At 36.9% G+C, this 14,726-nt stretch carries 13 protein-coding genes; all 13 read left to right on the forward strand.

Going from position 1 to position 14,726, the window contains the following annotated elements; all coding sequences use genetic code 11:
• Positions 1 to 243 precede the first annotated feature (243 nt).
• Entirely contained in the window at positions 244 to 864 is a 621-nt protein-coding gene (locus ACIGBN_RS14145; RefSeq protein ID WP_396666147.1) for a sulfotransferase family 2 domain-containing protein, read from the forward strand.
• Positions 861 to 2,042, forward strand: coding sequence for a hypothetical protein (locus ACIGBN_RS14150; RefSeq protein ID WP_396666149.1), 1,182 nt, complete (start codon positions 861 to 863; stop codon positions 2,040 to 2,042). Before ACIGBN_RS14145 ends, ACIGBN_RS14150 begins: the two co-directional genes overlap by 4 nt.
• A 1-nt stretch (position 2,043) precedes the next feature.
• Positions 2,044 to 3,129 (forward strand): hypothetical protein, encoded by a 1,086-nt coding sequence (locus tag ACIGBN_RS14155; RefSeq protein WP_396666153.1) that lies wholly within the window; start codon positions 2,044 to 2,046, stop codon positions 3,127 to 3,129.
• Positions 3,119 to 3,937, forward strand: coding sequence for a glycosyltransferase family 2 protein (locus tag ACIGBN_RS14160; RefSeq protein WP_396666155.1), 819 nt, complete (start codon positions 3,119 to 3,121; stop codon positions 3,935 to 3,937). Before ACIGBN_RS14155 ends, ACIGBN_RS14160 begins: the two co-directional genes overlap by 11 nt.
• A gap of 14 nt (positions 3,938 to 3,951) precedes the next feature.
• Positions 3,952 to 5,217, forward strand: coding sequence for an oligosaccharide flippase family protein (locus ACIGBN_RS14165; RefSeq protein ID WP_396666157.1), 1,266 nt, complete (start codon positions 3,952 to 3,954; stop codon positions 5,215 to 5,217).
• A 336-nt stretch (positions 5,218 to 5,553) separates the two neighbouring features.
• Positions 5,554 to 5,910 (forward strand): MarR family EPS-associated transcriptional regulator, encoded by a 357-nt coding sequence (locus ACIGBN_RS14170; protein ID WP_396666159.1) that lies wholly within the window; start codon positions 5,554 to 5,556, stop codon positions 5,908 to 5,910.
• Between the two features lie 33 nt (positions 5,911 to 5,943).
• Positions 5,944 to 7,341 carry a mannose-1-phosphate guanylyltransferase/mannose-6-phosphate isomerase gene (locus ACIGBN_RS14175; protein ID WP_396666161.1) on the forward strand — a complete coding sequence of 466 codons (1,398 nt, stop codon included), beginning with the start codon at positions 5,944 to 5,946 and terminating at the stop codon, positions 7,339 to 7,341.
• Between the two features lie 45 nt (positions 7,342 to 7,386).
• Positions 7,387 to 9,180: an ABC transporter ATP-binding protein gene (locus ACIGBN_RS14180; RefSeq protein ID WP_396666163.1), complete on the forward strand. Its 1,794-nt coding sequence runs from the start codon at positions 7,387 to 7,389 to the stop codon at positions 9,178 to 9,180.
• A 32-nt stretch (positions 9,181 to 9,212) separates the two neighbouring features.
• Positions 9,213 to 10,295 (forward strand): polysaccharide pyruvyl transferase family protein, encoded by a 1,083-nt coding sequence (locus ACIGBN_RS14185; protein WP_396666165.1) that lies wholly within the window; start codon positions 9,213 to 9,215, stop codon positions 10,293 to 10,295.
• Between the two features lie 30 nt (positions 10,296 to 10,325).
• Positions 10,326 to 11,339 carry a UDP-N-acetylglucosamine 4,6-dehydratase (inverting) gene (pseB, locus tag ACIGBN_RS14190; RefSeq protein WP_396666167.1) on the forward strand — a complete coding sequence of 338 codons (1,014 nt, stop codon included), beginning with the start codon at positions 10,326 to 10,328 and terminating at the stop codon, positions 11,337 to 11,339.
• Positions 11,340 to 11,351: 12 nt separating this feature from the next.
• The gene (gene pseC / locus ACIGBN_RS14195) at positions 11,352 to 12,518 is read left to right on the forward strand and encodes a UDP-4-amino-4,6-dideoxy-N-acetyl-beta-L-altrosamine transaminase (RefSeq protein ID WP_396666169.1); all 1,167 of its coding nucleotides are present in this window, start codon (positions 11,352 to 11,354) and stop codon (positions 12,516 to 12,518) included.
• Entirely contained in the window at positions 12,515 to 13,201 is a 687-nt protein-coding gene (gene pseF / locus ACIGBN_RS14200) for a pseudaminic acid cytidylyltransferase (RefSeq protein WP_396666171.1), read from the forward strand. Before pseC ends, pseF begins: the two co-directional genes overlap by 4 nt.
• Positions 13,195 to 14,721 (forward strand): UDP-2,4-diacetamido-2,4,6-trideoxy-beta-L-altropyranose hydrolase, encoded by a 1,527-nt coding sequence (pseG, locus tag ACIGBN_RS14205; protein ID WP_396666173.1) that lies wholly within the window; start codon positions 13,195 to 13,197, stop codon positions 14,719 to 14,721. The genes pseF and pseG overlap by 7 nt, the downstream gene beginning before the upstream one ends.
• Positions 14,722 to 14,726: the final 5 nt, after the last annotated feature.

The following is a 14,726-nucleotide window of genomic DNA, read 5'->3' on the forward strand; positions in this document are numbered from 1 at the left end:
TGCTTTGTTCTGTGGTAAGAAGAATCATACCAACTTCAGCAGTTGGCTTCTTCTACACCTGATTAGCAGTGTCGCACTTATTATCTGAATTTAAGCATATAGTAACAATGTAGAAATCATCACTTACAAATATTAACGATTATCATTTATCCTTTCGGTGTTAGTTAATATCGTTTTCTAGATTAAATTATTTTATAAAACTGCGCAGAGTTTTACCTAATATCTCATACAAGGTGTAGAAATATGATTGGTAACTTAGTTAGAAAAGTTAAGTATGGAGACCCATACTTAAAAGCATCTGACTCTAAAATAATTATAATCCATATCCCTAAAACAGGAGGTAATGCATTAGCAAATGCATTATGGGGGCGGCAAGATATAGGACACTGGAGAGCTTATGACTTTTATAAAACAAACCCTAAAAAGTTTTATGAACTGAAAAAGTATGCAGTGCTAAGGGATCCTATCAGTAGATTATTATCTGCTTATAATTTTCTGAAAAATGGTGGCAGAAGTCTAAAAGATAAAAAGTATATTGACAAGGTAGGTTTTAATAACTTTAGCTTCGATGATCTACTGGAACATCTTTACTCTAGCAGAAATATTAATTTAGAGCATATACATTTTAGAACACAATCTTCTTTTCTATATATTGATGGCTCTTTAGCTGTTGATTATCTTATCGATTATGAAATGTTTGGCTCTGATGTATGCCGATTCTTTGGTGTTGATGTTTTTAATGATTTGAAGGTAATAAATAAAACTGAAAGCAAAGAAGAAATTTTGTTGAGTGATCTCCAATTGAAAAAGATCAAGAAAATCTATAAAGATGATTATGAATTATATGAGACATTAAAGAAATGAAAGTTTTAGTTTATTTAGAGAATATGGAAAGAACGGTTTTTTTTACTTCGTTATCTGGTTTTTTTGAAGAGTGTGATTTTATCTTTTTTACGGATAAATATTCAATATTTAGAAACCTTTCAAAGATTAATGTGAAATGTTATCTGCTTGATAAGCATGGCTTATCTATAGATCCAGATCTGTTCAATAAAAATTTATTATCATCCTCTAATTTTGTTAAAGGGCATGTTAATAAAAAACAAGCTAAGACGTTAATTTCTTCTATTGTTGTATTAATTGAAAGAGAGAAAATTACACCAGATGCACTTTGGCTTTTTAATGGAGAGGGACTAGTCGATAAATTCCTCATGAGTTACTACGAAGGTATAAAAACCTTATTTTTTGAAGTAGGTAATTTTCCAGGAAAAATGTTTGTTGATGAAAAAGGGGTGAACGCGAAGTCTACTTTGATGGAAAATCGTTTTATAGGAGGGGAAGAATATTCTACCTTTGACTACTCGGCCCTTAGGAACGATAAAAAAAATCCACCCCCTCAAGCAAAAATGACAATAAATGATAAGCTATTATCGTGGATTGTTGACCTTAAGGGAGTGTTTTTTAACAATTGCATTTACTTTAAATCATATTCTTTAAGCCATAAGGCTAATGTCCTCTTTTCTTCTCTCTCAGCAAAAAAATATATAAATAAATATAATACAGTTTCTAATAAAGAATTTAACGACTTACAGGGTGATTATTTTTTTGTTCCATTGCAGGTTTCTAATGATACGCAGTTGATGTTTAATTCGGATGTTGATGTGGACGGGTTGATTAATTATGCATTGGAATCAAAAAGAAATGTGATTATTAAATTTCACCCGGCAGAACGTGACGCTAGGTTAGTCAAAAGGATATTTAGAAAGTATCGCTTTATTAAAGGTGTGTATTTCTCTAGCAAAATTGATACTCCAACTTTAATAGAACAGGCAGAGAAAGTCATTACAATTAATAGTAATGTCGGGTTGGAAGCGATTCTACAGAAGAGGTCTTGTGAATTTTTAGGAAGAACTATATATAAAGATTTCCAATATAAAGATGCTGTTGCTTACATAAATGAATTTTTGGTCAATATTTCATATCCTAAAGCAATAGATGTTTCTGTATCAACTAAGCAAAGCCTCATGGATAAGATGGTTTGATATGTTAGAAAAAGGTATTGTGTGTTTGTCTGCGTTGAGTTTTAACCTTATATGGATTAATGCTTTTTTTATTCGGTTTGGGTACTTATCAAAAATAGGAACGTTGTTTTTTATAGTGTTTGGGGTTTTCTATTCATTTTCCTTCTTTAAGAAAGACTGGAGGAAGTTAGTTTGCACTTTCGTGTTTTTTGTGTTGATGGCTATAACAATAAAATACCCAGTTAAAGATTTGTTTCTGAGTGTGGTGTTGATGTTTCTGCTGTCACACAGTGCTTCAATTAGAAAAAGTTTCTCTGTCGCTATTAAGATGTTTGCATTGATTGCTGCCGTTTTTATATTGCTGTCCTTATTTGATGTTTATGGGGTGGTTAAAACTTCACATAATAGGTGGTTAGGGCGATATGTCTTAGGTTTTGTAACGCCTTTCCATTTGGCTGAATTCTCTGTTTGCATGTATGTTTATTTTATCTATAGAAAAAGTATTGATTATCGAAAATTATACTTGTCATTAAATTCTTTTTTGGTCTTTTTGACCGCCAGTCGTGTGATAATGCTTTCTGTTTTCTTACTCTGGTTTGAATTTATATTTAAAAGAAACGTAGTTAAAAAAGTGTTTGTTTGTTTATTGTTGTTCTGCCAGTTCATCTTGTTTTTATCAATGTTCATGCATGAGGATAAGAAAAGCTTTTATTCTTCTCGTGATCTGGTAAGTAAAGGAATCTTTAATGAGTACAGTGATGCAATAGATAGAGGTGAATATTACAAGCTTATTGTAGGTATAAAAAATAATAAACAACTTGCCGATGATGTCTCCGTTAAGCGTTGGGAATCATCAGTCCCACTAGATGGCTTTTTTATTCAAGCCTTTTCTTCTGGGTTGTTAGGTGGAGTGATGTTTGCTTTTCTTATGATTAGTTTGTTTAGAGTGTCAGTTTTAAATATAAAGAAGTTTATAATATTCTCTACATTTTTGGTCTTTGGTGTAGGCGCGAATATGTTTAATTTATGGCATATTCTAACGCCTCTCTGCTTTTATTGCTTATACGACCCTAAAAATAATCTATCTGGAAATGAAAATGCCGCTTAAAGAAAACACTAGACTCAGTATTGTTGTTATTACTTGGAATGAAAAGAGAATTCTGGAAAGATGTTTAAAAAGTGTTGAAAGAGTAATTGACTCTGAAAAGGATGAAGTTGTTGTTGTTGATAATGGGTCGAGTGATGGTACAGCGGACTTGATGAAAGAAAAGTTCTCTAACATGAAATACAAATTATTGAAGGAGAATATTGGCGTTGGACCTGCAAGAAATGTAGGAGCTAGAATGTCAAATGGTAAATATGTAATGACACTCGATAATGATGCCTTTTTCTTTGAAGAGTGTGACATAGGAAAAACCATAGATGGTATTTTTTCTACAGAGAAGAATCTTGGTGTTTTAGGTTTTAAGCTTTTAAATTCAGATGGCTCTTTTCAACAATCTTGTCGTCGTTTTCCTGGGTGGTTACAGCCTTTAAGTGCAAGATTAAGTTTTCTCAGAAAAATCAAGTTCTTTGATAAAATCCATCAACATCATCATATGGATGATATCGATTTTTCCTGTGCGGATTACCCGATTGTTGTGGACTATGTGCTCGGTGCTAACCAGATTTTTAGAAAGTCAGACTTTTTGGAAGTCGGTGGCTATGATAAAAAAATATTTTATGGCCCAGAGGATTTCGACTTTTGTTATAGAGTTAAGATAAAACTAAATAAGAAAACAATGTTGTCTGATTGTCTTTCTATTACTCATGACTATCAAAGAAGGACTAGGTCTTTTAATTTCTTGTTGATTGTGCATTTTTTGTCTTTCTATTACATTATGATAAAGCATAAGTTTAAGATTGGTTTAGTATGAAGCTGGTGTTGCCTATGGCTAAAAATACACTATTGAAACAGGTTTTTAGTAGTTTTTTTCTTAAAATACTAGGCAGTTTTCTAGGCTTTTTCTCAACTATTTTAATTGCTAGAAAACTTGGTGCTACAGATAGTGGTTATTACTTCTTCTCTTTTTCAATAGTGATGATTATCTCAACGATCTCTCGGTTTGGGCTTGATCATACATTATTGAAAATGATAGGAGCGCAATTTGGTTTAGGTCGGTCTGTTTCTAATTCAATTTTGACGTTTTCTCTAGTTGCTTCTTTCATTTTATCTGTAACTATCTGCATTTTTATATATGTTTTTTTATCGTGGGACTATGCTTTTAGAATGCTAGGTTCTGAAAAAATATTTTATATAAAAGAAATGCTGCCTGCATCAATTCTATTGGCGCTTTTGACTATAGTCGGCATATCATTTCAAGGGGAAAGGAAACACTTTTTAGGTCTGGCTTTTTTGAATGTAATTCCACCGTTCACACTGATTTCTTTGATATTTTTATTTTACAATGATGAAGTTAGTGTCGCTTATTTCTATGAGACGTCTTTAGCCTTATCACTTACCTTAGCATTACTTCTTTGGTTTAAGAGTAGCAATAAGTTCGATTTTGATAAAAGAGTCTATAAGGAAGTACTCAACAGTTGCTTACCAATGTGGGTCGTTGCCTTTTCATCAATTCTTGTTCAGTGGTTTTCTCCATTGATTATCGGTGTGTTTGAAACACCAGATAAAGTAGCGTTTCTTCTAGCAGCTCAAAGGACATCTTTATTGATAAGCTTCTTGTTGACCGCTGTGAATGTCATTGTTGCCCCTAGGTTTGCTAAGTATTATAAAGAAAAGGACTTCACTTCTTTAGAGAACCTCTTTTCTGTTAGCACTAGATTCTTGTTACTTATTTCAATCCCTCTGATTTTTTTAGTTGTTGTTTTTTCACAAAATATAATGGGTCTTTTTGGTGAGAGCTTTAAAGATTGGTCAATACTGTTAATTATTTTATCCATAGGCCAATTTATAAACCTAGTAACAGGGTCTGTAGGATATTTGTTAACAATGACTGGGAACGAAAGAGTGTTCCGAAATATTATATTGTGTACTTCTCCAATATATCTTATATTAACCACTATAATGAGCTTTTATTATGGGGTAATCGGGTCTGCAATATCAACGGCATTTTTTGTTGCTTTGCAGAATTGTGTTATTTTTTATTATGCAACACGTCATGTCGAAATTGATTTTTTTGCATTTTTGAAGAAATAATTGATTACCTCTTCTAAATCTATATTAAAATATTAGTTCAAATGACTCGTTGATTATGGATGAAATTATACATTTAGTTGATAAAAGTAACTGCTTTCTGAAAGTGATTTTTGACTCATCGATATTAAAGTAATCACTCAAAAAAGAGGAGGCTTCGCGCAGTTTCGTTCATATTGTTTGCAATTTAAAGAATGGTGCCTTAACATTGTTCACCTGATGAACGCACTGTAAGTGGTATGGATTAGGTAATCGTTGATGCTATTGTTTTTCTAGCTTATACACTCTTCTTTCTCCTTTTCGTTCATATATTAGCCTCATTTTTCAAGATTGCTGACTATGCTAACTGATGAATATCGTTACAAAATCCTAAAAGAGCTGCAGTATAGCCCTGACCTTAGCCAGCGCGAGCTAGCTAAGCGCTTGGGGATTAGCCTTGGAAAAACGAATTTTTGTTTAAAAGCCTTAATTGAAAAAGGTTTGATAAAAGCCGGTAACTTCAAAAGAAGCACCAATAAGGCTAAGTACTTATATCTGCTCACGCCGACAGGGATTGAGGCTAAGGCAAGACTCACTCGTAAGTTTCTCCATAAGAAGCTACAAGAGCATGAAGCGTTAGCATTAGAGATTGAGTCATTGCGTGAAGAAGCCGCCATCAGTAGCGAAATCGCCCCAGAGGTCAGCCAACATGGTTAACCTGCACCAGATGGTTATACGGTTTTATACTCAATGAAAATCATCCCCGTGATTTTATCTGGTGGCTCGGGCAGTCGTCTCTGGCCTGTGTCTAGAGAGTATTATGCTAAGCAATGTTTGCCCTTGGTCGACGCCAATTTTAGTCTGTTACAAAACACCGTGTTACGCACGGAGTTCTTCGCCTTTTCTTCCCCTATAGTTGTTTGTAACGAGTCTCATCGCTTTTTAATTGCTCAGCAATTACAAGACATAGGGGTGGTTCAAGCAAGTATTCTACTTGAGCCAGAAGGGCGTAATACCGCACCAGCCATTGCCTTGGCCGCACTAGAAGCACAGCACAAGGGCTTAGATGATGCTTTGTTACTGGTGCTGCCAGCCGATCATGTTATCCGTGATGTTTCAGCTTTTGAAAAAGCTATTCAGCAGGCGTCGGATCTTGCAGCGAGCAATGGCCTTGTCACATTTGGTGTACAACCAACTCGACCAGAAACTGGCTATGGCTATATTCGCTCAGGCGCTGATTTTGCCGTGGCGGAGTTTGTGGAAAAACCAGACGAAACTACCGCTCAGTCTTATTTAGATTCCGGTGATTACCTGTGGAACAGTGGTATGTTTTTGTTTAAAGCAAAGGCGTATTTATCTGAACTGGCGACTTATCGTCGTGATATATCAGAGGCAGTGAAGGTGGCTTATCAAGGTCGAAGCGAAGACATGGACTTTGTGCGTATTGATGCGGCCGCCTTTGCCGCTTGTCCCGAAATGTCTATAGATTACGCAGTGATGGAGCCGACTAAGAATGCCAAAGTGGTTCCCTATGCTGGTGATTGGAGCGACATAGGCGCTTGGGATGCCTTGTATGATTATGCCGACAAAGACGCAGAGCAAAATGTGCTACTGGGTGATGTAATGGCAGAAAACGCAAACAACTGTTTAGTGCGAGCTGAATCTCGCTTAGTCGCGGCGGTTGGAGTAGATAACCTTGTCATTGTTGAAACGGCCGATGCTGTATTAGTGATGGACAAAAATAACGCCCAAGATGTCAAAAAGGTGGTGAAGCGACTAAAAGAAGAAGGCCGTGATGAACACATGCATCACACCACGGTACATCGCCCTTGGGGGACATATCAAACAGTGGATCTTGGTGATCGCCATCAAGTAAAGCGCATCACAGTGAAACCAGGTGAAAAACTGAGCCTACAGATGCATCACCACAGAGCTGAGCATTGGGTCGTAGTATCGGGTACAGCCAAAGTGCAGCTTGGTGATAAAGAGTTACTGCTGACAGAAAACGAATCCACTTATATTCCAGTGGGTGTCGTACACGCCCTAGAAAACCCAGGAAAAATTCCACTCGCACTGATCGAAGTGCAATCGGGTGGTTACTTGGGAGAAGACGATATCGTGCGCTTCAGTGATCGTTATGGACGTTAATACACTATATCAAATAACAGAATTCTAAAGGAATTGATTGTCAGAATGATTAAAATGTTAAGAGAGCTTTTTCAATTATTAACACCGAGCCAAAGAAAGCGGTTTTATATATTACAAGTGTTGGTTGTAGCGATGGCATTTTCTGAGATTGTTGGAGTGGCTTCAATTGCACCTTTCATGGCGTTAGTCGGTGATATGACAATTTTGGAAAGAGAAAATATCATCAGTCGATTTTATCAATTTAGTGGTATTACATCTCCTGCTAATTTTGTGTTTTGGGTAGGGGTAGGGGTTTTAGTTACATTATTTCTATCGGCTTTGATTTCGATGATCACAACTTGGCAGCTTTCTATGTTTGCGACAAAAGTTGGGGCTGAGCTAGGAGATAGGCTTTATACCCATTACCTCAAGCAGGATTGGCTTTTTCATGCAACGGGCAGTAGTGCCCAACTTACAAAGAAAATAGCGACTGAAGCAATGAGAGTAACCATACAGGTGGTTCAACCGCTTATGCAGATGAATGCGCGCATCATATTAGCTTTGTTTATGAGTGTGGCTATATTTTCATACGACCCAAAAGTTGCAATGATTGGCCTAACTACTTTCGCTATAGCTTACATTATTTTATATAAGTTAGTTCGCAAGGTGCTCCTGCGTAATGGTCGCTTCCTATCTACAGTATATGAACAGCGTTTTCGGTTGATGAATGAAGGTTTTGGTGGGGTTAAGGACGTTCTCTTGTTAGGTCGAGATGAAGATTACATTAAGCGCTTTGCCGAAACCAGCGAGGTGTTTGCAAAAAGCCAAGGAGTTAATAATGCTTTATCCCAAGTTCCAAAATATCTAATGGAGCTTGTTGCTTTTAGTGGGATGATTTCACTAGTTTTGTATTTAGTAAAAACTCATAATGGAGCACTTGGTGCTGTTTTACCTATTATTTCGGTGTACGCATTGGCAGGCTTTAAGCTGCTTCCTGCATTCCAGCAGATTTATAATAGCGTAGCCCGAATAAAGGGAAATGTTTCTGCCTTTGAGTCAATTCGAGAGGATTTAGTAGATTCAATTGATCAAGGGGGGGGGGATAGTGAGTCCACTAGTAAATTGTTGCTGAGTGATAGCATTGCATTGGAAAATATTGTTTTTTCCTATCCTGGTAAAGAAAAATTAGTAATTAATCAGCTTAATATGGTTATAAAATCTAATAGTGTGATCGGAATTGTAGGTTCATCCGGCTCAGGGAAATCGACATTAATTGATATTTTATTAGGTCTTATACCGCCTCAATCCGGTCAAGTGAAAATTGATGGGGTAGCTATATCTAAGGGAAATTTAAGGGCTTGGCAAAACATTATAGGTTTTGTTCCACAAAGCATTTTTCTATCTGAAGGTTCTATTGCAGAAAATATTGCTTTTGGTATTTCTGAAGATGACATAAACCTTGATCTAGTGAATAAGGCGCTTAGTCTCGCGCATTTGGATGAGCTTGTAGATGGGCTAGAAAGCGGCCTACACACGAAAGTAGGTGAGCGAGGCGTCCAACTCTCTGGAGGGCAAAGGCAGCGTATTGGTATAGCTAGAGCGTTATATCATGAAGCAGAAGTGCTGGTTTTTGATGAGGCAACCAGTGCTCTCGATGGGATAACTGAAAAACTCATCATGGAAGCAATTCATGACTTTAGTGGTCAAAAAACCATCATTATGATTGCGCATAGATTAAAAACGGTACAAAAATGCGATCAAATATTTTTTATTGATGAAGGTCAGGTTGTTGATCAGGGAACTTATCAAGAGCTGGTAGAAAAAAATGAACGATTTAGAAAAATGGCAGAGTTAAGCTGAAAAGTTTCATTGATTAATTTTTAAGGTTAGTTATGAAAAAGTATATTATTGTTAGTACATATCCAGAATATGGTTCTAAAAATATTGGGGATCAATTGATCACATCTGCTCTAATAGATGTGATCAAATTCACGAAAGGTGCCAATGTTGAAATTGATATTGTCTGGAGAGAGGACTCTTGGGAAAATATAAAGGAGCGTGTGTTTAATGCTGATGCTGTTGTTTTTGCGTGTTTAGCAATAAGGCCTAATATGAGTGTTAAAGAATACCCATTTTTAAAAAATCTTCTTAAAGAAAATATTCCATTGGCTGTTGTTTCGGCAGGAACATCTATCCCTGTTTCCTGTGTTAAAAAGAGTGTGTTGAATTATGTTAGTAATGAAACAAAAGAGCAGCTGTTGTCTTTAGATAGAAACGCTATTTTTTTTACCACTCGAGGGTATTTAACTCAGTTTTTTTGTGAAAGTATTGGCTTAAGTAATGTTGTTTTTTCTGGTGATGTTGCTTTTTTTAATCAAAGGTATAAGGATGTATCTTTTGTTGAAGGAAAAAAAATTAATAAGATAGTAATATCTGACCCGCATCACTCGAAATTGTATCTTAGGTCCTTTAATGCATTGGTTCTTGCATTGCGAGCTAAATATAATGATGCGGAGATTGTTGTTGCATTACATGGGAATGACGCAGCTATTAAAGAGTATGTTAATAGGAGTGGTTTGAAATATATAGAGGTTTTTAAGGATAAAGATAAAGGTTTATCTATTTATGACTCAGCAGATTTGCATGTTGGTTATAGAGTGCATGCACATGTATCATCCTTAAAAAGAGGGGTATATTCATATCTTTTAGAGCAAGATGGTCGAGGTTGTGATTATGGTTTGACGATCAATAGAAAGATATCTGTTCCAAGTTATTGCCAGCCAAGAGGTTTATTAGAAAAATTTATGGGTAAGTTTGGATTTAATCGATATGCGGTTGGTGTTTCTCCAGTCGATCAAATTATATCCTTGGTTTCACAAGATGAGGTGCTCGGCTTCCATAAATTTTTGGGTCTAGAAAAACAGCTAGCTACTTTTTCGGATGATATAATTAACTCGATAAAAAAACTACCTTAATTTAAGTATTCTATATAAAAGGTTTGAACAATGTTAAGCAACAAAAGTATTTTGATTACTGGTGGCACTGGGTCATTCGGTAAGAAGTTTATCGAGACAATTTTAACTCGCTATCCTGATGTGAAGAAGATTATTATTTTTTCCCGTGATGAGTTAAAACAGTCTGAGTTGCGGTTGAATTATCCTCCACAAAAGTTTCCACAGTTACGCTTCTTTATCGGCGATGTGCGTGATAGAAATCGTGTAAAGCAAGCATGTGAAGGTGTGGATGTAATTATTCATGCGGCTGCGATTAAGCAAGTAGACACTGCAGAATATAATCCTACTGAGTGTATTCGCACCAACATTGATGGTGCAGAAAATGTCATTCACGCTGCATTAGAGTGTTGTGTAAAAGATGTGGTAGCACTTTCAACGGATAAAGCTTGCGCACCGATTAACCTATATGGCGCAACCAAACTTGTATCAGACAAGTTGTTCGCTGCTGCAAATAATATGAAAGGCTCAAGAGATATCAAATTCAGTGTGGTTCGTTACGGTAATGTAATGGGGTCTCGTGGTTCTGTTATTCCCTTTTTCTTAAGTAAGCGAGAAGAAGGCTTATTGCCTATTACGCATGAGGAAATGACGCGTTTCAATATTTCATTACAGGATGGTGTTGACCTAGTGATGTTCGCGATTGGTCATCATTTGGGTGGTGAAATATTTATTCCTAAAATTCCATCATATAAAATTCTAGATGTTGCTAAAGCCATTGCGCCAGAGTGTAAAACAGAGGTTGTTGGTATTCGCCCAGGTGAAAAGTTACATGAAGAAATGTTGACGGAAACCGATTCTATTAACACCATCGACTTAGGTGATAAATACGCTATTTTGCCGTCAGTCTCTTATATGTACTCCCAAGAGCAGTTTATTGATCATCATAATGCACAAAAAGTACCATTCGGCTTTAAGTATAACTCAGGCACAAATACTGAGTGGGAAACTGTTGATAGCTTGCGCGCCTTAGTTAAAGAGCATGTTGATCCATCGTTTCAAATGTAGAGAAAGCAAATCATGATACCGTACGGCAAGCAAGATATTACAAAGGCAGACATTGATGCCGTGTCTGATGTATTAGCTTCGGACTTTTTAACGCAAGGCCCACAAGTTCCTGCGTTTGAGCAGTCTTTAATAAATGTAACAGGCGCAAAGTATGCTTTTGCGGTTAATAGTGCAACGTCAGCATTACACATTGCTTGTTTAGCATTAGAGTTGGGCAAGGGTGATATATTGTGGACCAGCCCTATTACTTTTGTTGCTTCGGCAAACTGTGGTTTGTATTGTGGTGCATCGGTGGATTTTGTTGATATTGATCCTGCCACTTATAACCTTTGTCCTGTTGCTTTGAGGTCAAAGTTAGAGTTGGCAAAATTAACAGCAACACTGCCGAAGATTGTTGTCGCTGTTCACTTATGTGGTCAGCCTTGTGATATGAAGGCGATTCATGCGTTATCGCTTGAGTACGGTTTTAAAATCATTGAGGATGCTTCTCACGCAATCGGTGGGCGATATTCAAATACACCCATTGGTTCGTGCGAATACAGCGATATCACAGTGTTTAGCTTTCATCCGGTTAAAATTGTGACAACGGCAGAAGGTGGGGCGGCGCTCACAAATAACAAAACGCTCGCTGATAAAATGGCATTATTTCGTAGTCATGGGATTACACGTGACGAAAATCTAATGGAAAATGTTTCTCATGGCAGCTGGTATTATGAGCAGATTGATTTAGGCTTTAATTATCGAATGACCGAATTACAGGCTGCTTTAGGCGTGTCTCAGATGAAGCGCTTAGTGGAATTTGTTGCTGCGCGTCATCAATTAGCAGATCGCTACTACGATAAGCTTTCTGATCTACCCATCATATTACCATACCAATTAGCTAACACTTACTCCGGGTTTCATTTGTATGTTATTCGCTTAAAACTTAATGAGATTTCAAAAACACACAAAGAAGTTTTTGATGAATTAAGGGAAAGTGGCATCGGTGTAAATGTTCATTATATTCCTGTTCATCTTCAGCCTTACTATCAAAGAATGGGTTTTGCTCTAGGTGATTTTCCGCATGCAGAAAGCTACTATAGTAATGCGATTTCCTTACCTTTGTTTCATAGTATGACTTATGAGCAACAAGATGAGGTTATAAGTAAGTTAACCGCTATACTGGAAGTCTCGAAATGAACGTAGCCATTATACCAGCCCGTGGGGGCAGTAAACGTATACCACGAAAGAATATAAAGACATTTCATGGTAAGCCTATGATTGCTTATTCAATAGAAGCAGCATTAGCGAGTTGCTGTTTTGATAAAGTAATTGTCTCGACCGATGATTTAGAGATTGCTGAAGTATCAAAGAGCTATGGTGCAGAAGTACCCTTTATCCGGCCAGCTGATATATCGGATGATTACGCAACGACATTAGATGTTATTTCACATGCATTAACTTGGTGTCAGCTTAATGATATTAAAGTAGAAAATGCATGCTGTATTTATGCTACTGCACCTTTTATCGAGGTAACAAGCTTGCAGAAAGGCCTGATTGCGCTGAAGGAAGAGAGTGTAGACTATGTATTTAGTGCTACCAGTTATGCTTTTCCTATACAGAGAGCGATTCAATTAGACACTGCACACCGAGTACATATGTTTCAACCTCAATATTTAAATACACGCTCACAGGATTTAGAGGAAGCCTATCATGATGCTGGTCAATTTTATTGGGGTAAAGCCCATGCATTTTTAGACCAAAAAGCGATATTTAGCCCTACTTCTAAGGTCGTGCTGCTTCCACGAAAAAGAGTGCAAGATATAGATACTGAAGAAGATTGGGAATTAGCTGAAGCCTTGTATAGAGCCCTTGAATGTTAAACGTTGTTATTCGGACCGATGCATCCTTACACATAGGAAGTGGACATGTGATGCGTTGTTTAGTGTTAGCTGATGCACTTCGAGCAGCAGGTCATAATGTTATGTTTTTAACGCGACCACAGAAGGGTGATCTTATAGAAGTTATTACAGGACGTGGTTTTCCTGTTTATAAATTGAGCCAGCCTGAACGTTGGAGTACTCCGAAAACCACGTCAGACTATGCTGCTTGGCTACAAATGGATGAAATAGAAGATGCAGAAGAGTGCATAGCTCAGCTAAATAATATTGATTTGGTTGTCGTTGATCATTATGGGATAGGTATTAAGTGGCATAAACGTATCAAGTTACAATATCCTTGTAAAATCATGGTTATTGATGATTTGGTAAGGGAGCACTCAGCAGACCTGATTATAGATCAAACCTTGTTAAGAGAACCGAGTGAATACACTCGATCCCACCCTGTGTCACTTATATTAACAGGTACAGATTATGCCATTATTCATCCTGATTTTGCTAAGTATCATTCCATTAACCTAGAGAGGTCTAATAAAGAAAGGCAGAGGCATCATGTATTGCTCTCAATGGGCGGAGTAGATGGGCCTAATGCAACCTTGAAAGTATTAAAAGCGTTAAAGCGTGACTTCGTAGAACCTCCTCTTACTACTGTCTTGCTGAGCACCAGAGCGCCTCATTATCAACAGATTAAATTTTTTTCAGAGAAAGAAAAGGATTGGGTTACACACATAGATTTTGTCGAGAATATGGCTGAATTTATGTCTATGTTTGATGTTGCAATCGGGGCACCAGGGTCATCCTCATGGGAGCGAGCTTGTTTGGGGATTCCTAGTATTTTGGTTCCATTAGCAGAAAATCAGCGTGCTATTTGCTCGACGTTAGTTGATGTTGGTGCTTCACTCCAGTTGGATATTTCTTTAATAGATAAAAAACTAAAAAGTTCATATAACCAGTTGCTGACCCATTATCATAAGATGAAAATAACTAATTTTAAATTATGCGATGGATTAGGCACTAAGAGAATTATGGAAGATGTAGAGTCTATTTTTAATTTTTCATTAGAATTGAGATGTGCTGAACTAGCTGACATTTCTTTGGTTTTCGAATGGCAGTGTGCGCCTCAAACGAGGCGATATGCTTTAAATAAAGAGCCCCCAAGTTTTTTAGAGCATCAAGAGTGGATGAGACGAAAATTATCTGAGAATGATAATTACTTTTACGTTATCGAATATAAAGAGAGTATTAAGGGCAATGCTGATCCTGTAGGTGTTATCCGCTTGGATCTAACAGCTAAAAATATCTACACGATTTCAATATTCATTGCTCCAAACTATTTTGGTAGAGGGATAGCAAAGAAAGCATTAGCACTATTAGATCGACTCCACCCAAGTGTTATCATAAATGCTGTTGTACTAAAAGAGAATGTAGTATCTCAAGCGCTTTTTAGTGGTGCTGGCTATATTAAAATTAATGAAGAACATTACATTCGACAGCCTATAGAGTGAGGTTA

This window comes from Marinomonas sp. NPDC078689 (genome assembly GCF_044542435.1).
Lineage (GTDB): Bacteria > Pseudomonadota > Gammaproteobacteria > Pseudomonadales > Marinomonadaceae > Marinomonas > Marinomonas arenicola.